At 41.1% G+C, this 21,904-nt stretch carries 18 protein-coding genes; 5 read left to right on the top strand and 13 right to left on the bottom strand.

Translation table 11 applies throughout. The features are described from left to right. Positions 1-4: 4 nt before the first annotated feature. The 4 genes from BLU33_RS16925 to BLU33_RS16910 all read right to left on the bottom strand — a co-directional run bounded on the left by BLU33_RS16925 (position 5) and on the right by BLU33_RS16910 (position 2,907). Positions 5-931: a Dyp-type peroxidase gene (locus tag BLU33_RS16925; RefSeq protein ID WP_091375632.1), complete on the bottom strand. Its 927-nt coding sequence runs from the start codon at positions 929-931 to the stop codon at positions 5-7. 330 nt (positions 932-1,261) lie between these two features. Next, complete coding sequence (locus BLU33_RS16920) at positions 1,262-1,888, bottom strand: HPP family protein (RefSeq protein WP_091375629.1); 627 nt, start codon at positions 1,886-1,888, stop codon at positions 1,262-1,264. Positions 1,889-1,924: 36 nt separating this feature from the next. Continuing rightward, the gene (locus BLU33_RS16915; RefSeq protein WP_091375626.1) at positions 1,925-2,209 is read right to left on the bottom strand and encodes a hypothetical protein; all 285 of its coding nucleotides are present in this window, start codon (positions 2,207-2,209) and stop codon (positions 1,925-1,927) included. A 2-nt stretch (positions 2,210-2,211) separates the two neighbouring features. Beyond that, positions 2,212-2,907: a Crp/Fnr family transcriptional regulator gene (locus BLU33_RS16910; RefSeq protein WP_091375623.1), complete on the bottom strand. Its 696-nt coding sequence runs from the start codon at positions 2,905-2,907 to the stop codon at positions 2,212-2,214. 243 nt (positions 2,908-3,150) lie between these two features. Here BLU33_RS16910 and BLU33_RS16905 point away from each other — a divergent pair, with 243 nt between their 5' ends. Next, on the top strand, positions 3,151-4,428 hold the full coding sequence (locus tag BLU33_RS16905) for a chloride channel protein (protein ID WP_091375621.1): 1,278 nt from the start codon (positions 3,151-3,153) through the stop codon (positions 4,426-4,428). Positions 4,429-4,436: 8 nt separating this feature from the next. On the opposite strand, the gene BLU33_RS16900 is transcribed toward BLU33_RS16905, so the two are convergent. Beyond that, on the bottom strand, positions 4,437-5,033 hold the full coding sequence (locus BLU33_RS16900; RefSeq protein ID WP_091375616.1) for a DUF4202 domain-containing protein: 597 nt from the start codon (positions 5,031-5,033) through the stop codon (positions 4,437-4,439). 162 nt (positions 5,034-5,195) lie between these two features. On the opposite strand from BLU33_RS16900, the gene BLU33_RS16895 reads away from it, so the two are divergent. Next, positions 5,196-6,707: a family 43 glycosylhydrolase gene (locus BLU33_RS16895; protein ID WP_091380745.1), complete on the top strand. Its 1,512-nt coding sequence runs from the start codon at positions 5,196-5,198 to the stop codon at positions 6,705-6,707. A 44-nt stretch (positions 6,708-6,751) separates the two neighbouring features. Here the strand turns inward: BLU33_RS16895 and BLU33_RS16890 are convergent, their stop codons facing one another. From BLU33_RS16890 to BLU33_RS16865, 6 genes are all read right to left on the bottom strand, one after another. Then, entirely contained in the window at positions 6,752-10,339 is a 3,588-nt protein-coding gene (locus BLU33_RS16890; protein WP_091375613.1) for a VCBS repeat-containing protein, read from the bottom strand. Positions 10,340-10,468: 129 nt separating this feature from the next. Continuing rightward, complete coding sequence (locus BLU33_RS16885; RefSeq protein ID WP_091375610.1) at positions 10,469-11,563, bottom strand: transporter family protein; 1,095 nt, start codon at positions 11,561-11,563, stop codon at positions 10,469-10,471. Positions 11,564-11,649: 86 nt separating this feature from the next. Then, on the bottom strand, positions 11,650-13,203 hold the full coding sequence (locus BLU33_RS16880) for a phosphatase PAP2 family protein (RefSeq protein WP_091375607.1): 1,554 nt from the start codon (positions 13,201-13,203) through the stop codon (positions 11,650-11,652). An 11-nt stretch (positions 13,204-13,214) separates the two neighbouring features. Continuing rightward, a complete protein-coding gene (locus tag BLU33_RS16875; protein ID WP_157682196.1) occupies positions 13,215-14,150 on the bottom strand; it encodes a hypothetical protein in 936 nt (311 codons plus the stop codon). Between the two features lie 226 nt (positions 14,151-14,376). Further along, positions 14,377-14,928, bottom strand: coding sequence for a hypothetical protein (locus tag BLU33_RS16870; protein WP_157682194.1), 552 nt, complete (start codon positions 14,926-14,928; stop codon positions 14,377-14,379). A 263-nt stretch (positions 14,929-15,191) separates the two neighbouring features. Next, entirely contained in the window at positions 15,192-15,968 is a 777-nt protein-coding gene (locus BLU33_RS16865; protein ID WP_091380742.1) for an SDR family oxidoreductase, read from the bottom strand. 190 nt (positions 15,969-16,158) lie between these two features. Here BLU33_RS16865 and BLU33_RS16860 point away from each other — a divergent pair, with 190 nt between their 5' ends. Together BLU33_RS16860 and BLU33_RS16855 are read left to right on the top strand one after the other, a co-directional pair. Next, positions 16,159-17,100 (top strand): helix-turn-helix domain-containing protein, encoded by a 942-nt coding sequence (locus BLU33_RS16860; RefSeq protein ID WP_091375599.1) that lies wholly within the window; start codon positions 16,159-16,161, stop codon positions 17,098-17,100. A 79-nt stretch (positions 17,101-17,179) separates the two neighbouring features. After that, positions 17,180-17,545 (top strand): hypothetical protein, encoded by a 366-nt coding sequence (locus BLU33_RS16855; RefSeq protein WP_091375594.1) that lies wholly within the window; start codon positions 17,180-17,182, stop codon positions 17,543-17,545. A gap of 38 nt (positions 17,546-17,583) precedes the next feature. On the opposite strand, the gene BLU33_RS16850 is transcribed toward BLU33_RS16855, so the two are convergent. Next, entirely contained in the window at positions 17,584-18,192 is a 609-nt protein-coding gene (locus tag BLU33_RS16850; protein WP_091375591.1) for a TetR/AcrR family transcriptional regulator, read from the bottom strand. A 59-nt stretch (positions 18,193-18,251) separates the two neighbouring features. Then, positions 18,252-19,799, bottom strand: a complete 1,548-nt coding sequence (locus BLU33_RS16845) for a DHA2 family efflux MFS transporter permease subunit (protein ID WP_091375588.1) — start codon at positions 19,797-19,799, stop codon at positions 18,252-18,254. A 215-nt stretch (positions 19,800-20,014) separates the two neighbouring features. On the opposite strand from BLU33_RS16845, the gene BLU33_RS16840 reads away from it, so the two are divergent. Continuing rightward, positions 20,015-21,883, top strand: a complete 1,869-nt coding sequence (locus BLU33_RS16840) for a CocE/NonD family hydrolase (protein ID WP_091375585.1) — start codon at positions 20,015-20,017, stop codon at positions 21,881-21,883. Positions 21,884-21,904: the final 21 nt, after the last annotated feature.

Below are 21,904 nucleotides of genomic sequence, written 5' to 3'. Positions count from 1 at the left end.
AAGTTTAGTTTGATGAAAAATCATCTATCATATTAAACGTTGGTACAAAAAATAAGCTACCCGTTTTTGGTGTGCTGAAATCCAGTATCCTGTCATAATTTCCTTTAGGGGAGCCAATAAACATGTTATTCAACATTTTTTGTACCGTGGTGAATGTGCTTGCATAAGCAATGAAATAAGTACCCATTTCATTGGTTGACATGTTGCCAAAAGGCATATTATCACGAACAATTTTAAAGTCATCACCAACATTGGCCAAAGCTATATGTGAATTGGAGGGCTTTACCTCATCGGCCATTTCTATATCATTGGATTTAGACCGCCCGATCACTTTCTCCTGTTGCTCGGTCGAAAGGCCTTTCCAGGCTGTTAGATCATGAACGTACTTTTGTACAAAAAGATAGCTTCCGCCTTTATAAACAGGATCATCATCTCCTAGTATACCAAAGTATTCCCTGTCCTGTCCATGAGGATTTTCAGTACCATCAACAAAACCTAAAATAGAGCGACTGTCCCAATACCTGAAACCATGAATTTCTTCTATACTGATTGCCACCGGGGCCAAAATGTCTGCTATTGCGGATGCCATATCATAGCATATACTTGTGTTATCTGCTCTTATATGAAAATGTAAGTCTCCTTTAGAAGAAACTGCCGTGTGTTTATCGCCAATGATGGGCGCAAAATCTGCTAATTCTTTAGGCAATGGAACAGGAAGCCCAAGCCGTAGCCATGCATCATACCCGATTCCCATTACACAGCTTGCCCTTGAAACCGGGAAACGGACATTTGCGGAATTATTAAGATTGATAAGCAAACTGCAAACCTGGTTAAAAGTATCCCTAACCTCCAGGTTGTCCTTAAAACTCCAGACCATAAATATGGTATTGTTATTGGTGTAGTCTGTTACATTCTGTGAATCCGGATTCATAAGCTTATAATATATTGCCTGATGTGCGTTACGAAAATAAAAAAAATCGTTAACTGTATTAATATAGGATTATTAATTCTGATCCTGAAAAATTGACTTATCTTTTTCATATGCGTATCATAAGTGTTCGGAAGATTGTATTTTCTGTTTTTAATTCCCTCCCGACGGGAGGGGTGTGGTTGGATGTGAAGTGGCAGGGAGGGGTTTATACACCAAATAAGCTGTTAAACCCCACCCTCCCCGCCCCAAGGCGGGAATCGCACAAGGCCAATGCTTCTTTTTCCCATCTTCCGAACACCTATGATATGCTTATAACCTGAGCGTTTACCATTATTGCCTTTTAAACAAATGTAAAAAGCCGTTTTTTAAAGCTGGCCTTGCCTGGTTAGCGTTTATACCTTCGCCAAACCTTTTATTATTGGGATAACTGCGGTGCGAGGTGCGGTTATTAAAAACGATGGCTACCAGTAGTAATATGCAAGCACCGGATAGCACCGGACTTAATACATACAGGTAACCCAACGCTTTTATTTTTGCCGAACCAATATTGGCTATCAAAGCAGTGGCACCGCCCGGCGGGTGTAGGGTTTTAGTTATTTGCATGAGTACAATAGCAATGGAAACCGATAGAGCAGAGGATAGCCATAACTGATCGGGGATTAGCTTATAAACGGTAACACCAACCAGCGCGCAAACCACATGGCCGCCTATCAGGTTGCGGGGTTGCGCCAGCGGACTGTTAATGATACCGTAGATCAATACCGAAGATGCCCCAAATGAGCCGATCAAAAAGATGTTATCGGACACACTAAACTGCTTGCTTTGCATCCAGCCAATTAAACCAATACCAGCGAATGAACCTAAGAATGTCCAAATGTGTTCTTTATAATCAATAAGGGTTTCTTTGTAAAATATAAACTTCGCGGTTCTGGCGTGTCTTCGTAGATGTTTTTTCATGAAAATTGTAAAATGGCTATTAAGCGGTTTTTAAAATTAGTACCGTGTTTCAGGAATATTAATTTGTGTATTGGAGAGTTCGTCATCGACTTGAATATCGCATGCCAAAACCGGTCTGGAGATTGAAGAATGTTTACTGCCCATCATAACCATACAGGTACCACAGCTTCCCATACCACAGCATAAGCCAAAACCGGGAATCGCTAAACGGTTAGAGACCAGGGTCATCAGGCTGCAATACTCATTTACATAGGTGCGTATAGGGTAATATTCGCCTTTATAAACAAGTGTTAAGGGTATGTTGCTTTTATCAGAAGGCATAGTTAATATTCGGCTTTTGAGATCAATTGTAGCAACTCATGTTCATTTTTAATAGTCATGCTTTTCCCTGAAATCGTTATCATATTATCTGTTACCAAATCATTAATGGTCCGGAATAAAGATTCATAAGCGGCACCTGAAAATGAGGCGAGATCCTGCCTTGTCAGTTCAATATCAATAAAACCATCAGCATTTACACCAAACTGATTTTTTAACGTAATAATAGCCTGTGCTACGCGCGCTTTTACCGGCATATGCACCAAATTGCGCATCCTTTTTTCTGACTTTTGCAATTCACCCGCAAAAAAACGCATCAGTTTTATCGCAAACTCATTATTTATTTTTAGGGATGATTCAAAGAAATTCATCGGCAGGTAGCAAATGGTTGCTGTTTCCAGGGCGGTAGCCGATGCGGGATAAATATTACTACCGTCTAATCCAAGATGCCCTAATATGTCACCTTTTGTGGCAAACCTGATGATAAGTTCTTTTTCGTTATCCCATTTTTTATGCACCTTAATATTTCCTTCATATACAAAGTAGATGCCGGTTACCGGGTCACCCTCCTTAAAAATTTCTTGGCCTCTTTTTATGAGCAGATTTTTTTTATTTGCTTCAATCGCAGGTTTCCAGTCACTTAAGCAGGTTGTACACAAAAAGCAAGTATTAAGGTCGCACTGGTGTTGATTTTTTATCATTCAGAAATTATTAAATCTTGCAATTAATCTCATGCTTATAATACTGCAAAAGACATACAATAATACGGTGATTGAAAATATGATGCAATAAAACATTGCACATGCAATATAAATTGCCATAAAATGACTAAAGGAATACGGATAAATTTTACTTTTGCAATAATTCAGGTATCATAAAAAATGATCAGGACAACTCATAACATTAGTCATTAATCAAACCCAGTAAATTCTATTTTATATTTTATGCGAAAAGCTATTATCCGATTTCATTATTTCAAGCTAATTATCGTTTCAATAATTGTTGCCGTATTTTCAATACTTCTTGCAGATTCTTTAAAGAAAGTAACAGGGTTTTATGAAGATCATATTTTACAAAAGGCCAGTAATTTTCCGTTACTGTTTGTTTTGCTTCCAACAATCGGCATCACCGCGATCTACTTTTTAAGGAAATATTTATTTAAGGGTAAGGCAAATAAGGGCATCAAAGAAATATATCAAACCATTGAGAACAGGCGCGACGAATTACCTGCTTATAAAATTCCATCGCATTACTTTAATGGGTTTTTAACCGTAATTTTTGGTGGCTCTACGGGTATCGAAGTATCAACAGTTGTGGCAACGGCTGCTATTGGTTCGGCCGCTTATAAAAGGAAATCAATCGCCAATATTTATAAAACGGAACTGATATGTGCCGGGGTTGCTGCCGGGGTTGCCACCTTATTTGGGAGCCCACTGGCCGGTTTTCTGTTTGCTGTTGAAGTGATTGCCAAAAAGCTTACCAAAACAATATTCATTAGCTGTGCCTGTTCTGCTTTAATAGCATGGGGGTTCATGTTCATTTTTGACCACAATACGCTATTTAATTTTACGGTAACCAGCTGGAATTTTCATGCAGTTCCATACTTAATTATACTGAGCATACTGTCGGGTTTCGTGGCTGTCTATTTTACTAAAGTTGTAATTTTCCTTAAAGATAGATTCGGGAAGATTAACAACAACTTTATAAGAGTAAACGTCGGCGCTATTTTGGTTGGGTTATCTATACTATGCATGCCGCAATTATATGGTGACAGCTATCACGCTATACCTGGTTTGTTAAATCAGATCCAGCATCAACCATTTACTATAAATTTTGTGTTGTTGCTTTTAGCGATAGTTATACTAAAGCCCGTTGTAGCGTCGCTTACATTGGGGGCAGGCGGAGATGGCGGTGTATTTGCCCCGAGCATTGTTTCGGGCGCGGTATTGGGAATGTTGTTTGCTGTAATGATAAACCACTTTTTTAATACCCAGTTTATCGTTTTAAACTTTGCGCTGGTAGGTGCAGCCTCTGCTTTAAGCGCAGCTATACATGCGCCCCTAACATCGGCATTCTTAACCTGCAGCCTGGTGCCAGGTGGTTATGTGCTTTTTATACCGATAATTATTGCCTGTTTTATAGCCAAATACTCAGCACAGTTTATTTGCAGCTATACCGTATATAGTTATAAAGGAGCTTACAAAGTAAAACTCCAACCGTAAATATTTAATTATTGGTTTTGTTTGATGCTGTTTAAAGCCTCATTAATATAATGGAGCCCCTGGTCTGAAAATTTTAAATTGAGGGCAAACTGATGGCCATGACTATCCATTTTTAATAGCGATTTCCTCAGTATGTTCACTACTTTTTCAGGGGGATGTTTGGGGTAAAAATCTTCATATTGAAATTCAAGAAATACTAAACAGAGTGCATTCTCTATGGTTTGCACATCGGCATCAACCTTTAGCTTTTGTTTTAAAATAATTTGCCTTACGCGTGCAATTTGCTCCTCATTATATCCAACTGCTTGCATAATTGATGACGCTTTTTCAGCGTGAAACAAGGCGAGGTCCTTGCGCCATTTTAAATAGGCTTCTCTGCCATCAGGATAGCTCTCACGCGGGATTTCCCATCTGCCAATATGCTGGCTGCGCGATGCTAATAAAAGCTCCTCATCTGCATCAGGATTTAATTTTAGCACCCACTCATATAGCTTTAATGCTAAAAAATATTCCTGCGGATAGGTAAGGCCATCCCAGGTAAATGCATGAGGGTCCTGTTTGTTATAGTCATCAAATGCTTGAAATGCCTGGGCTAACTTGGTCATAATAGCGACTTATTTTAGCTATAAAATTAGGAATTAATCCGGTTAATTATAAATGCTTAAAAGGTAAGGCCGAAGCTGTATCAAATCGTAAAAATATTAATAGCTTGCAATAAAGTTTTGTGTTATCAGCCAAACTTTTAATCTATAACGATGGTGATCAATATGAAGAAAATATTTGCAATAATTATGTTTATGCTATTGGCGTATCTATTAAATGCGCAACAGCAAACAACTACCAATATAAAAGGGGATGGCTATTATTTAAATCCAATTTTTTCGGGCGATTATCCTGACCCAAGCATATTGCGCGATGGTGATGATTATTACATAGTTCACTCGTCTTTTGATTATTACCCGGGCTTATTGATCTGGCATTCAAAAGACCTGGTCAATTGGACACCGGTAGCACATGCACTACATAAATATGTAGGTTCTGTTTGGGCCCCGGCCCTGGTTAAATACAAGGATAAATATTACATCTATTTTCCGGCTGGTAATACAAATTATGTAGTCACGGCCAATTCAATTAACGGCCCATGGAGCGATCCGGTGGATCTGAAGATTGGCTATATTGATCCGGGGCATTTTACAGATGCTGAGGGGAAGCGATACTTGTATTTCAATAATGGCGGCTATGTTCCTTTAGCGGATGACGGGCTTTCGATAACCGGGCCACTTAAACCTGCTTACAGTGGCTGGGAAATACCGAGGGAATGGTCGATAGAATGTTTTTGTATGGAGGGTCCTAAAGTTACCAAACGGGGCGATTATTACTATTTAACAGTTGCTGAAGGCGGTACTGCTGGCCCCGGAACAAGCCATATGGTGATCTCGGTACGTTCTAACTCGCCTTTTGGCCCCTGGAAAAACTCGCCTTATAATCCTATAATCCGCACAAAAGATAATTCAGAAAAATGGTGGTCAAAGGGGCATGGAACCCCATTTGAGGGCCCAAACGGAAAATGGTGGATGATTTTCCACGGTTATGAAAACGGGTATTATAATATGGGCCGCCAAACCCTGCTGGAACCTATTGAATGGACAAAAGATGGCTGGTATAAAACGCCGGACAATATCAAAGCAGATGCTCCAATTTTAAAACCATTAAACAGGATCTCCAATACAAGCTTCTCACTAAATGACAATTTCGCAGGTAGTGATTTAAAACCACAATGGCAATTTTTTGGGGAGTATGACACCAGCAGATTTCATTTTATTGATAAAGCCTTAGTAATAAAAGGCAAGGGAAATTCCGTTGGTGATTGTGCGCCATTACTTTGCATTCCATCAAATCATTCCTACATAGCACAGGTAGAGCTATTTATAGAGGGGAATGCTACAGGGGGATTAGTGCTTTTTTATAACAATAAATATTATTCGGGAATTTTGGCGGATAAGGAGAATATACTGGCAAATCTAAGGGGATGGCAGTTCCCAACCGAAAAAGCGGCGATAAAGCGCCACGTATTTCTGCGCCTAAAAAACATTAAGAATACGGTTGACATGTATTACAGCATTGACGGGCAAAAATGGAATAAAATAGAAAACTCTGTTGAAGTATCCGGATATAACCATAATGTACTCAGCGGCTTTTTAAGTTTGCGACTAGGGCTTTGCGCAATGGGGGATGGAGATGTTAAGTTTAAGAACTTTACCTATACTGCTATAAAGTGAAATGAAGTGGCACACCTTTCTCATAAAAGCGCAATAGCCTATTATTATTTTCCATGGGCGTCAGGTAGCACTACATTACGTGTATGCCCATAACTATCCGTAATACTAATTGCCGACATGCTGTTATCCACATCAATAAACCTGCTGGATTGTGATAGAAAGGAATCGCCGTAATAAAACTCCTTTTTAACAGTTTTGCCATTTTTGTAGGTTATAATGGCGTAGCTATCCATGGCTTGTATTTTAATGGGATGCGCCTCTTTTTTAAGTTCAAATATTTTTAGTGGCTCTTTGTTCTGGCTGGCGGCAAGCAGATACTTTTGGTTTGCGCCTACCAGTTTAACCAATGCTTTGGCATTGCCAGGTATGTATATACCGCTTTGTAAAATGCTCAGTGGTTTAAAATTACCTTTACCATCGCCTGCCAACATTAAGCCGTTAAAAGCATCGTAACGGCCCATGGTTAACTCAGTTCCGTAATCATTTCCGCTTAAAATAATGTCGGGGTTGCCATCGCCATTAAAATCATCAACGCACATGCCCGATAGCTGCGAGAACTGCGCCTCAAGCGGCAGTGGTATCATGGTAAATTTACCATTACCATCATTACGCAGGTAAACCGACTGCAGCATATTTGCCTTGAGCCTGATAGCGCCTTTGCGCATGTCGGGCGTTATCACCTGGTCCATAGTAGCCGTTGCAAACGATTTATAGTTCTGGAATTTTACCCGCATGCTCAGCATCTGTTTAACAACATCATCGCGGGTATGCAGCGGGAACTCCTGCATTTTACCATCCACATCTTTTAAAAAGATAGATGGAAAAGCATCATAACTGCCATTGTTATCAAAATCTTTAGCGGTTATATAAACCGGGTATTGGTCGCTTGCTTTGAACAGGGTATTTAAGCCAACGTTCCCAACTATATAATCCATTTTGCCGCTGTGCCTGAAATCACCGGCTGCTATGGTATTCCACCAGCCCAGCTTGTTACCCAGGCCAGTAGCTGCCGTTACATTTTTGAATACGCCGTGGTCATTTTTTAGGAAAGTTACCGGCATCCATTCACCAGCCAAAATCAGGTCGGGCCAACCGTCATTGTCAAAATCAGTGAACAGCGCATCGCTAACCAATCCGATATTTTTCAGATCCTTTGCTACCGATTTGGTTACATCCGTAAATTTTACCTGGCCCTTCTTGCTATCATTACGCAGTATCATACTCGATACCGGTTTAGGGTAATGCCACGGATCAACCCTGCCTGATACAAACAGATCGAGCTTGCCATCTTTGTTATAGTCGACTGCCCTTACACAGAGCTTACTGGTATAGTTTTGAGGCAGGGCACCCACAGCCTCTTTAAAATTGCCCTTGCCATCGTTAATATAAAGCTTGTCCTGGTAAAGAGGTGAACCAGATGCGTTGGCGTAACCGCCGCTTGCTATGTATAGATCAAGTTTGCCGTCGCCATTGGCATCAAACAAAAGCAGGCCCTCGTCTTTAATGTTTTTATAGGGGTTATTATTGCCCGGTGGCAATAGAGCCCGCTGGATAAATTTGCCATCGCGTTGCTGTAAAAATAGTTGAGCCGGGTAACGGGATGTGCCGCCTACTACAATATCATCAAACCCATTACCATCCACATCGCCAACTGCCAAACCGGGCGAATATTCTGAGAGCTTATGCGGCAACAATGTTTGGATATTAAAGTCGACAAAATCGCTATCCTGGTTGGTATAGTTTACGCCCAGCATTTTCGTCACTTCACGGAAAAGGGATTCTTTATCAATTTCGGGTTGCTTGTTTGGATAAAGCGTTGACGCGTTTGCTATGCTTACCGTGAGCATACGATCGGCTTTTACATTTAGTAATACTTGTTTTTTGCCATTCTGCCAGCTTATAACAACTGAATCGAGCACGGCAATTTTACCAAGACCAAAATGGGCCATGTTTTGTATGGTTGATATATAGCCCCTGAACGGATTGTTCTCATAAACCTGGTGTTTGCCATGATCATAATAGATATCAGCAAAAGCGCCTATGCCGTCCCTGTTAAGCTCACCACCCTGAAATTTTATATGTAAGTAATGCGAGTTGTCTTTATTTTTTTCGCGGAGGGTGTTTTTGTAGATCATAGCCTCATCATTAATATTGTTGATGATCACATCCATGTCGCCATCATTATCGAGATCGGCATATACCGCGCCATTGGAGAATGCAGGCTTTTCGAATCCCCAATTAGCGGTTACATCCTCAAATTGCAGATGGCCATTATTTCTGAAAGCAAAGTTTGGGATCTTTACTATCGGTATCTGATCGAGAATTTTCAACTTGCTCTCCGTAAAATAAGATTGCGCCCTGAAGTTCATAAAATCATGATCGGCTACATCCCTGGGGTAGCCTGTGGTTATGATCAGGTCGCGGTAACCATCATTGTCAAAATCAGTGAGCAGCGGACACCAGCTCCAGTCGGTCTGGGCTATGTTACTTAAAAAAGAGATCTCACTAAATTCCGGATCACCTATTGAATCATTTTGCCCTACACGCGGCCCCTGGTTCAATTGCAATGTATTACGCGAAAACTGGTACTGATGGCCATAATGATTGAAGTTTTTATAGTACGAGTAATTGTCGTTTCCCATGAACATTTTGTTGCGGAAATTATCGGGCGGGTTCATGTCCAGCTCAACAATATCAGCAAGGCCATCATTATTAATATCCTCAATATCCTGCCCCATGGCGTTTAAGGACGTATGCTTAAAATATTCCTTTGATCTATCAGTAAAGGTACCGTCGTGATTGTTGATGAACAGGATATTGTCGGGCAAAAAATCATTGGTGATATAAATATCCTTCCAGCCATCCCGATTAATATCAACAATAGTGGCGGCATGGCCAAAGCCTTCTTTAAGAATACCTGCTTGTTTTGAAACATCATGAAATACCGGGTGCTTTAAAACAGGGTCCCAATCATTGCGGAAAAGCCTGCCCGAACCCTTAATCTCACCTTTTTTAGCAGCCCTGAATAAACTTGTGCCAATTGGGTCGGCTTCATTAACGGTGAGATACATATCCAGGTCGCCGTCATTGTCATAATCAAAGAATGTAGCCATGGTTGATTGCACGGTAAGGTCCAAACCATATTCGGCAGCCATTTCTTTAAAATGAGGCACGCCATTTTTATCCGGTCCCTGGTTTATATAGAGCAGGTTTCGCCTTTTGGTTGAGTCATCTAATAGGGTATTGCAAACATAGATATCCGGCCAACCGTCATTGTTAATATCTACAACGGCAACACCTCTTCCCCAGCCGCCTATACCGCCTACACCAGCCTCGGCAGTAACATCCTCAAACTTCATATTGCCTTTATTAAGGTATAAGCGGTTTGATATCTGGTTGCCCACAAAATAAATATCCTGTAGCCCGTCGCCATTAAAATCACCTACGCCTACGCCGCCACCGTTATAAATGTTGATCTTATCCAAAGGGTTAATACTAAAACTCTCTGTTATTTTATTGTTGAAATCTATACCTGAGTATGATGCGGGTATTTGCTCAAATAGCGTAGCCTTTTTGCAGGAGAAGAATAATGCCGGGAAAAGGATGCATAAAAGAATAAGAATATTCTTCATTTTGAGGCTGATCAATTTGGTATGGTAAAAATATAAAAGTAATTGGCAAAAGAATTAAGTGCTTATTAAAAGCGTAAGCCTATTATCAGCTATTGATAATAAGGCTTAGCTTTTATTATTTAGTGGAGGTTAAAATTTAACAGAGATACCCACATTCACTACATAATCAGCAAAAGCGGCATCGCCATGTGCGTAAGTACCGGTAAGTTCAGTTTGGCGAATATCGGGTACGCTTTGTGTTCGGTCGCGGATAATAGCGATTGGCACGTACGCGTATAAGGCGATATTTTTAAAGCTGTAAGTTATACCGGGTTCAGCAGCTATAATATAACCCGGCCTTCTGAAACCGTCACTACCGCCTATAAGGTCATGTACCGGTAAGCAATCATCGCGCATGCCTAATGAGAAATTGAACTTATGCACGGCCAGGCTTGCTCCAAAGCGGATCAGGTACTGATCGGGTACGCTCTCCACATCGCTGGTAACAGCAATTTTGGTAGCGCTGGCAGGAGTGGTTGTAGATGTTGGAGTGCCGTTTACATCGCGTGGGTTTGCTAAATAAAAGAAGTTGCCATATAAGCCAAAGGTATGGGTGAAATTGTAGTAGGCATTTACTGTAAGGGCTACACCTGTACCACCATCGCCTAATTGTATCGATTGATCAACCGGGGCCAATACTCTGCTGCCGCTGGCAGTTTTAAAGTAATCCTGGTAATCATACTGCCCGGTAGCGAATTTCAGGCCCAAACCGGCCTGGATATTTCCTTTCGTAGCTTTTTTGGGGTCGAAAAGCCAGTACAAACCGGTAACGCTGATATCGCCTATACCAAACGAATGCGTACTGAAACGGCCGGTACCTGCCAATTGTGAACGGCTGTTATCAGCGATCGGCAGATCAGCGGATACCGACCAGCGATCGTCAAATACCCTTGTAAAGGTGTTATCCTGGGTAAAAACCTTGTTGATAACATTGTTGTGCAAGGCAGTGCGCTGAAACTGTTCCTGCTTGCCTATAAAGTGCCTGAACGATTTATAGTAACGGTCGTTATTATTATATATCCAGTAACCTTTTTTACCGTTTGTTTCAGTGCTGTCGGGGTGTTCATTCATCACACAGATACCACCTGTACTCCTGATGGCTACGCAGCCCTGTGCGAATGTTTGTGTTTGTACAAGTAAAGTAAGTAAGCAAATTGTTAAAGTAGTTCTTGTTATAGTTTTCATAATTTCTTTTAATCTTAGGTTGCTTAGGTTCGCTATTTATTTAAGGAGCTAACCTGCTTTTATTGGTTATTTAAATGGATTGATAATTAATTTCCGGCGCCGTCTGTTTGTCCGCGTTGTACCGCATATTGGCCCACTTTGGCACCTGTTTGCGACCCTATCTCAATATCGCTGCGGTAATGTATAGCGCCATATAGCCTTGATAGTGCAGCCTGCTGAGCCAGATCGGTAAACTTTGTACCTCTATCAGGCAATAAGTAGGTTAACACAGTTGCCGCGGCGCTACTAAAATTGGAGTGCCCCGAGGTGTATGATGGAAAATTGGGGATGCCGGTATAGGTTTTAATTTTAGGATTAGCCTGTGTAGGCCGCTCGTTAAAATAGAAATATTTGGTATCCCAGCAGCAGATTGCGGCATCCATTTCGGCCATGTTAAGCAGGGCGAAATTGCGTGCCCAGCGTACCTCGCTGTAATTTTGCTTTACAAACTCGGCGGCAGCGATTGCGTTCCAATGTCCGGCAGGGGTATAAGTGCCGGGGCCATCAGCCCAGAAACTAACCTGTGCCTGCTGATCGCGGGTAGCGTTCTGGCTATAGTAAAGTACTTCAGCTACTTCTTTTTGAAAGGCCGGTGAGCCTGCTAAATTTGGCGGGCCCGGGCGCATTGTCACAACGGTAAGGGTATCAAACAAAAACGGGATCACTTTGCTGAATAAGGGCAATTGAGGCGGGCGTGCAGGTGATTCAAGGCTCACCCAATACTGATCGCCGCGTGAGGTTGCGTTGCTTTGTAATGATAACCATTCCGCCGGTGTTCCGATGGCTTTTCCGGCCCTGTCGGCACGTGCACGTGCTGCAAATACATCAGCTACCTGTGTGCCTAACAACTGGCCCGCGGTTAGCTCGCCACGCACATTAGCACCTGCCATTATGCGGTATTGCATTTCTTCAGCGGCTTTTTGCTCTATGTAAGCCACTTCCGTTGGGAACAATAACTTCATGATCTCCACAGTAGCGCCAGCTACCACAGCATCCTCGCTTGGGTATGATGGCAAAGCCGATTTGGGTATTAATGCCTGTATGCCCTGCATATTGTAAGGCGCTGCACGGTTATACAGCTTTTTAAAGTGATAAGCAGTTACCAACGCATCATACTGGGCCGCGCTCACATAAGCGTAAGCCCGTGCCGCATATGGAGGGTTAGAGAACGGGAACTGCGGGTAAGCGAACGGATTGGTGGAACTTGGAAATGGATAGCTCCCATCATCATTTTGATATGGAGGTAAATTGTGTTTAGCCACCAGATCACGCAGAATCTCGTTCCATCGTAATACGGCACCCGCGCTCCAGTAATTAATTATCGCCTGCTGATCGCTGGTTAAACCGCTTTGGTATCCTTTGATCTCATTCAGATCATTAACATATGCAGGCGAAGTAACAGCATCAGGCGCTGCAACGGTAAATACGGTTGGATCAGTTACGAGGATAGGTTTCCAGGTGTCGGCATTCAGATCAATATTAGTTGGATCGAGCGCTGTATACTTACTGGTTGGGTCAATTACATTTTTATTGCATGACACTAAAAAAACAGGTGCTAATAAAGCAACCAGTGTGAATTTGTGTAGTATATACTTTTTCATGTCGGTTGTTTTTATTTGGTTTTTGAAAGATTGAACAGGTAAAGCACACCACCGTAAATGGTTGTACTTTGGCCCACGTTTCTGCCATTTAAAATATAATTGCCGCCGGCAGTAAGCTCCAGCCCGGCAACCCTATCGAAGCTGTATTTAAATAGTACGCCGGCTTCAGAATAATTCATGGTGTTACTTGGGAAAGGCATATCATTTTTGCGGATATCGAACCCTCCCAATGAGGTAAACTGTTCAAACATAAACTGTGCATTAAACTGCGGACTGCGGTACCCGGCGCTGAGCATGTAATTATTGGCATTTGGGATATCAACACGGTTACTATTTATTAAATAGGTTGTGTAGTATGCAGTGCGATCAATGGTGATATCATTACGCCTGATGTACTGGCCCGATGCCGAAAGAAAAAACCCGCTGATCTGATAATTAACCAGTGCTCTGATTGCCGCTGCCTCGCTATGCAAACCGATTGACATTGGCTGAAAATCCGGCTGGTAATTACTTAACGGCGTGGAACCCTGAAGGAAGGCATAAGTGCTGAAAATACCTGTGCCAATCTTTGTTTTATAAGGCTCCCATTTAAGTGTAAGCGAAAGATCCTGAAAGCCTTGCTGCCCCTTGAGCGTTCCGGCTGACGCGTTGGTTGTAACATAGGGTACATTAAATAAAACATCGAGATTATTGAAAATACCATAGTTGCCAAAAATACTGTAGGTGTTTGTAGTTAGGGTGCCTAAGTTGCCATTATCACGCTTAAAAGTTCCTTCCCAGTAATTTTTCCAGGAGTTGTTGGTAAACATAGCACCCGCGCAATAAAAATTCTTAGGAATCATGAGGGCATCGGCATCTGTTTGGGCACTAACCATTTTAGGCAGGGCCAGGCAACAGCATATGAGTAAGCAGTATCTATAAAAATACAGAAGTAAAGATTTCATCATCTTTATTAATTGAAATGATTTTAAGTAAAAAGGTGATTATGTGCGGTGAAAATACTGTCAACTATACATTTAATTGCAAGCGTATAGATTAACCGCATAAAGGTGAAACTGTTATAAACTTGAATTCAGCAGGTATAAACCAGGCCCATGCAGATTTTTGCAATAACCTTGTTGAATTACACTCTGTAATAATAATACAAAGCAGAATGGAAGCTTAAAAGCAGTTTTAGCCGATGAAGTTCGGCGGTTTAACAGGAGATTCGATAAAAGGCCTGTCGAATTTTAGCGACACAGGCTTGTTGGTTTGTGTAAGAAATATTCCATAGCGGGAATATATATCCTGTAAAGCCAGTAAATTATACTCGCTTAGGGTATTGGCTTTTTTAGTGGTTTGCTCGTGGCTCTTTTTATTTAGCGGGATGCCATTTATTTGTTTGGCGTATATATTTTTCGCATTTATGATATGCGCCTTATCATGGTTGGGGATAACCATGAGGTACATGGTATCGCGGGTCATTTTAAGTGCCGCGTAATTGTAGCAGTTATCTTTAACCTTTACCTGCCCGCTAACGGGTTTAAACTCATCCCAGCTTTGAAAATTATTCAGTTGGACAGGGATCTTTACCTCAACAAGGTCGGCAGGTTTATAGTTATTGTTATTGATCTGCTGGGTGATAGAAACATCCGACTCATAAATAAAATATTGAAACAACAGCTGGTAACCGCCCAAATTAAAAAGGAACAGCACAAGCATAGCTATTGCAAATATTTTTTTCAAGTAAACAGGTTTAATCAGAATTAGTACTTAAAAAGTATTAAAATAAATTGGCTTTGCAGCATATGTTACGCTACATGTAATATGGTATAAATATATTATTTAATAAGCTTTATATCATAATATTATTTTTTCAATTACTATACTAATTATAACCCGGGAGGATAGAAAGTTGTGAATTTTCACGATCGGGAGGATTCAGTTGCAAACTGAATCTAATGAGTGGTTATTTACGGGACGACTTATTATATGCCATTGCGCCATTATTATCCTGCCATTTCCTTTGCACCCGGCTTGCTCAATTGTTTTAACATAAAAGCAGGAAAAATACGACTCATAATCAGCAATAAGCGGGCTATACCAGGGTAGATTTCCAATTTGTCGTTTTGTAGTCCTTTGATGGCAGTATCAATTAATTTGCCCGGTTCCATCAATAGTTTTTCATCAAAGCCATCCATGTTGTTAAACTTATCATTTAGCGGTGTTTTTGATCCCGGTGCAACTAATTCAAATACTTTAATATTGGTGTTTTTTAATTGTATGCGCAGGGATTTGGTATATGACCTAAGTCCGGCTTTTGTAGCACCATAAATAGGAGCAATAGGGAAGGGGATAAGAGCAATACCTGATGTTACATTCAATATAGCAGCAGATGGCTTGCTTTTAAGGTGAGGCAAAAATTGCTGCACCATTCGGATAGGACCTATGAGATTGATATCAATTTCACGGGTGATATCATTTATATCTATTGAAGAATCGTGCAGACTGATCTTGCGCATTTCGCCAGCGTTATTAATCAGCATATTAAGATCAGGAAACTGACTGGTTACCTGTTGGTATAACTGCGTAATCTGCTCAGCATCGCTAACATCGCTTTTAAATGTATGGATTTGAGGTAGTGTTTTTTTAATGAGATCGAGTTTGGTTTGATCCCGGCCGGTAATAATTACGATATTACCGAGGTTGAGTAATTTGGTGGCAAATTCATGGCCGAAACCACTTGTCCCGCCTGTTATCAATATAGTGTTATTCTTAAGTTCCATTTTCTTGCTTTTTAATGAAACAAAGGTAGGTTGCTGAAATGCCGGGAGTTTATCCAATTCAATCCATTGTTTATCAGATTCAAATGTGTGGTATTGTTGCCCTGGTAAAAGGTTATATTTGATAAGGTTAAAATGCCGGTTTGGTAAATTAATGGTTTATCATATTCAATTTAATTAATACGGATGCATTATGAAAGATTATACTGTAGATGATTTTTATAAAGATACATCAGCCGCTATTGATCAAAGCGTGGATTCGTTGTTGCCCGAGGGTATTAATAAGGAAATAGGGCATTTTAACGTGTTCAATGTTGAGGACCTGGTATCAAAGTTTATAGCAGATCCGGGGCATATGCCGTATAATCGGCGGGCATATTATAAGATAAGTCTGGTACAGGGCCGCAACGTTGCTGAATATGCTGACAAGGTGATCAATATTGAAAAGAATGCCCTGGTATTTGCAACTCCACATATCCCATATATATGGGTGCCTCAGGACATTGATCAGAAAGGCTATTTCTGCATTTTTACGAGTGATTTTTTAGTGCAATCAAAAAGCGGGGCTGTTTTAGATGAACTGCCCATATTTCGACCCGGTGGGTATCCTGTTTTCCAGATCTCAGATAAGCAGGCAGAAGACATAAAACTGTTATTTAAAAAAATGCAGGAGGAGATCGCATCCAATTACCTGTATAAGTATGACCTGATCCGCAACTTTGTAATGGAAATGATCCATTACGGGCAAAAGCTGGAGCCTTTAACCACCTATAATAATACCCATAATGCATCTGCACGGGTTTCTTCCTTATTTATTGAATTGCTTGAAAGGCAGTTCCCCATAGCATCGGCACAACAAAGGGTAAGCCTGCGTACCGCCAAAGATTATGCCGATAGGTTAGCAGTTCACAGCAATCATTTAAACAAGGTTTTAAAGGAAAGTACAGGTAAAACAACAACAGAACATATAAGCAGCCGCTTAATACAGGAAGCCAAGATATTGCTGCGACAAACTGATATGAACGTTTCCGAAATAGCTTATAGTTTGGGTTTTGAGCAATTATCTCATTTTTCAAGTTTCTTTAAAAAGCAAACATCGTTAACACCGGTTGAGGTAAGAACACAACTTATTTGAATTTGATAAACAATGGATTGATGTTTGTAAACATCGGTGCTTATAGGGATATAGCTTTGTATATTAAAATCAAGGTATCATGATCATTAAATTAATTAGCGGTGCGCTCATTCTCTTTACAGCATTTATGGGTATTAAACACGGTTGGCAAGGCTTAACCATGAAACCGGGTGACACCGGGCCCGAAGCAGACCTGTTTGCCAAAATAAATTTGAGCCAGGGTGTATCAAAAGTTATTTCGGTATTAAGCATATTAAGCGCGTTGCTAATACTGGTACCGCAAACATTTGTAGTAGGGAATATAATAAATGCTGCTGTAATTTTATTGCTGATGGTTTTGTTTCTTAAAGCAGGTGAATTTAAACCAGCCCTTATTGAAATACCCTTTTTGCTTATTCCGTTGTTATTAATATTTCTTAAACATCCGTTTGCCCAGAATATATGATATACCGATAAGACGGATTGCTTAACGCTCTGGCCTGATTATAAAATATTCATCATCCCTTTTAGCCAAATGGGAATGAGTTTTTTACGTTCCTGCATTAAGTTATAAAATTCATCAGCATTAAAATATCCGGCCTCTAATATTTGGGGGCGGGCCAGGAATGGGAACATGATCATACCCGAAATATTCCATATTAAGTGAACAGGCTGGAACTTGATACTGCCATTGGTTTGCAGCGCCCGGAGCTGTTTGGCAAAATAGGAATTGATTAACAATCGCAGATTGGCGATCATGGGTAGTTTGGTTGTGCCGGCCATTACCTCGTTCACCATAAAGAAAGGGAAGTCGGGGTTTTCTAATACCTGGTCTATATAATAACCAACGCAGATCTCTATTTTGGTTGATAGGGAAGTACTTTCATCGTTTAATACGGGCTCTATTTTATCAAAGAGTTTCTTTATCACCTCATCCATAATTACGGCAAACAATTTTTCCTTACTGCGGAAGTAATAATTAACCGATGCTACATTAATATCAGCCTCGGCAGCAATGTCTCGGACTGTAGTAGCCAGGAATCCTTTTTTTGTAAAGATCATCCTGGCTGCCTCTATAATTTTTTCTTCGGTTGATATTTCTGCTGTTACCATAATTAATTTGTTCTCAAATTTAATTATTCACAGCACATTTCAACTATATAATTTCGGTATTAATGGGAATCTGCAACTGCTTTTTGTCCTTTCTTAAAAGGTGCTAAGAATACTACCGGGATGGCGCAAAGCATCACTATACCAACTATCCAGTAAGCATCATTATAGGTAAGCAATAAACTTTGCCTGTTAACAGTGCCATCTATTGCTGCATAAGCAGATCGCGCAGCATCTGAAACAGTTTGCCCTTTGGCAACAAATGCCTGGACATAGCTGTTGTACCTGTCGGTAAAATAAGAGTTATAAGGGTTGATGCTATCTAAAAGGTTATTACGGTGCATTGCCTGGCGAACATGGATCATGGTGGTTAGGCCTGCAATACCAAATGAACCGCCTAACTGGCGCATCATATTATTTAAACCTGCACCCTGACCGATCTCCTGTCCTTTTAAACCACCGATAGCCAATGTAGTTAAGGGAACAAAAAGCAATGCTAATCCCAGGCCCCTTATCGCCAAAGGCCAAAAGAAATCAGTAGTTCCAGTAGCCAGGGTAGAGTGGCTCAGCATTAACGAAAATATATAAAAGAGGATCATGCCAACAGCAGCCATTAACTGGGCAGGCACACCCTTATTAAGCATGATACCCACTATTGGCATCAATGCTACGGTAAACATACCACCAGGGAACAATACTTCACCTGTTTGCTGGGCCGAAAACCCTAATAAACTTTGACAGAATACCGGGAACACAAATGTAGATCCATACAAGCCCACGCCCAATACAAAGGAAGTTACCATCCCTGCTGCAAAACTACGATGCCGCATGATCTTGAAATTTACAATGGGAAATTCGGTACTTAGCTCTCTCCATATAAATAACAGGAGGCCTATTACCGCGGTAACTGTTAATACGATGATATAGGTGGCCGAGAACCAATCGTCATCTTCGCCTTTCTCCAGTATAGTTTGCAGGCTACCTACTGAAACGGCGAGTAAAGCAATTCCCCACCAATCGATAGGGTTGCCCTTGCCTGTGCTTGGCGTTACCTTTACAAACAGGTAGGTACAGGTAGCTGCTAAACATCCAACCGGTATGTTCACATAAAAGATCCAGCGCCATGCGGCGTGGTCGGTAATATAACCACCAATAGTTGGGCCGATAGTAGGGCCCACGATAGCACCGAGGCCAAATAATGCTGTAGCTGTACCAACCTGCTCAGGTGGCCAGGTATCTAATAATATAGCTTGTGCGGTAGATATTAAACCGCCACCGGCAATACCCTGTAATATACGAAAGCCTATTAATTCGGTGAGGCTATGTGCATTACCGCATAAAAATGATGCGATGGTAAATACAATAATTGAGGTCAAAAAATATTGCTTGCGCCCGAAAAAGCTACCCAACCAGCCGGTCATGGGTAAAATAATTACGTTGGCTACGCTATAGCCGGTGACTACCCAGGCAGCATCAGTTAAAGTTGCACCCAAGTTTCCTTGTATCTGGGGGAGGGAAACGTTTACGATAGTGGTGTCAATGAGTTCAAGGAGCGACGCTGTAATTACAGTAATGGTGATGATCCATTTTTTTAATCCTGTTTCGGCCATTTTATTAATCTTATGAGTAGTAAATAATGGGACAAAATTAATCAATCGTTTGATTAAAACATATGTTTTAAATGTTGGTTTTGATTTATGGCATTTTTATGACAGCATGGGGATTTACGAAGGGAGATTGGGATTTAATAAGGGGGGATGAATCAAAATTATAATTGGATATAGTGGATCTTGTTTTTTGTAATTATATTAGTGTAATACCTATTATGCGCAAATACATTTATCTCATCTTCTTGTTCTTCCCTTTACTATCATTTGCCCAAAACATTGATTCGGCTTGGATAGTAGATCATTATTTAAAAAAGGAATTATATGTGCCAATGCGTGATAAAGCAAGGCTTTTCACATCGGTTTACATGCCGAAGGACAGTATTGAAAAAACACATCCAATTTTAATATTACGTACACCGTACTCCTGTGCGCCATACGGCAAGGAATGGATCTCTTTTTGGAAAGTTTATGTTAAGGACTATTTTAAAGAGGGGTATATTGTAGTATTGCAGGACGTAAGGGGCCGGTATATGAGCGATGGCGAATTTGTGAACATACGCCCGTTTATCCCCAACAAAAAAACAAACAAAGATGTGGACGAAGCCAGCGATACGTATGATACCATCGACTGGTTGATAAAAAATATACCCGGCAACAATGGCAAAGTAGGTGCCTTGGGAACATCATATGGTGGCTTTTATACAACTATGGCGGGCCTGAGCGGGCATAAAGCGCTAAAAGCGATTAGTCCGCAGGCACCGGTTACCGATTGGTTTATGGGCGATGATATTCATCATAATGGTGCTTTTATGTTGATGGATATGTTTGGTTTTTTTGTACGTTCGGGTTTCGGATACCCCCGCCCTAAACCTACAACTGTTGATGCACCGCCATTAACCGATGGAACAGATGACGCTTATGGATATTATTTAACAACAGGGGCATTTCCAAACTTTACAAGAATCGCTAATGATAGGGGGATTGCTTTCTGGAATGATTTGGTAGCACATCCCAATTACGATAGTTGGTGGATTGCCCGTAATGACCGTAATTATGCCGGCCGGATACCAGAGGGTACAGCAAGCCTGGTTGTTGGTGGTTTGTTTGATGCTGAGGATTGTTTTGGCGCCTTAAACCTGTACAAGGCTATTGAAACCAAGGCTAAAAACAATAATAAATTTGTATTTGGCCCCTGGCGGCATGGGCAATGGGGGAGTAGTATGGATGGTTATAACCTTGGCAATATCCAGTTTGGTAGCAATACCAGCGAGTGGTATGAAGAAAATATAGAGCTGCCATTTTTCAATTACTACTTAAAAGGAATAGGTTCTGCCGACTCACTTGCCGAAGCTACCGTGTTTTTTACCGGGGAGAATAAATGGCATAAACTGAAGCAATGGCCGCCTAAAGGTATTAAGCCGACAGATTTATATCTGCACAAAGGGGGCAAGTTATTATTTACTCAACCACAGGTAAGTAATAGTTACGAGGAATATACCAGCGACCCGGCTAAGCCGGTGCCTTACACCGATGGGATACACAAAAACCGGACGGCTGAGTATATGGATGATGATCAGCGCTTCGCAGCTACGCGCACGGATGTTTTAACTTTTGAAACGGATACCTTGACCAAGGATATGACACTTGCCGGTCCGCTGAATGCAGACCTGATGGTTAGCTTATCAACCACTGATGCTGATTTTGTGGTGAAGCTGATTGATGTTTTTCCGGATAATTTTAAATACAGTGATACGGATAAATATATTATGAATGGTTATGAAATGTTGGTTCGCGGAGATATTATAAGGGGCCGTTACCGCAATAGTTTAAGTAAGCCCGAGGCATTTGTGCCGGGCAAAGTTACCGAAGTGAAATATACGCTGAATGACATTGCCCACACCTTTAAAAAAAGCCACCGGATAATGGTACAAATACAAAGCAGCTGGTTCCCGATAGCGGATCGGAACCCGCAGCAGTTTATCGACATTTATCATGCCCGGGATACCGATTTTGTAAAATCTAATATCCGGGTGTATATGTCGGCTGGTGCAGGGAGCAAGATTGTGTTACTGGTTATGCAATAAGTTTTTGATGAACTGGATAGT

Source organism: Mucilaginibacter mallensis (genome assembly GCF_900105165.1).
In the GTDB taxonomy this organism is placed as follows: Bacteria; Bacteroidota; Bacteroidia; order Sphingobacteriales; family Sphingobacteriaceae; genus Mucilaginibacter; species Mucilaginibacter mallensis.
The sequence above is the reverse complement of the archived record's forward strand: the minus strand, read 5'-3'. Positions and strand labels throughout refer to the sequence as shown.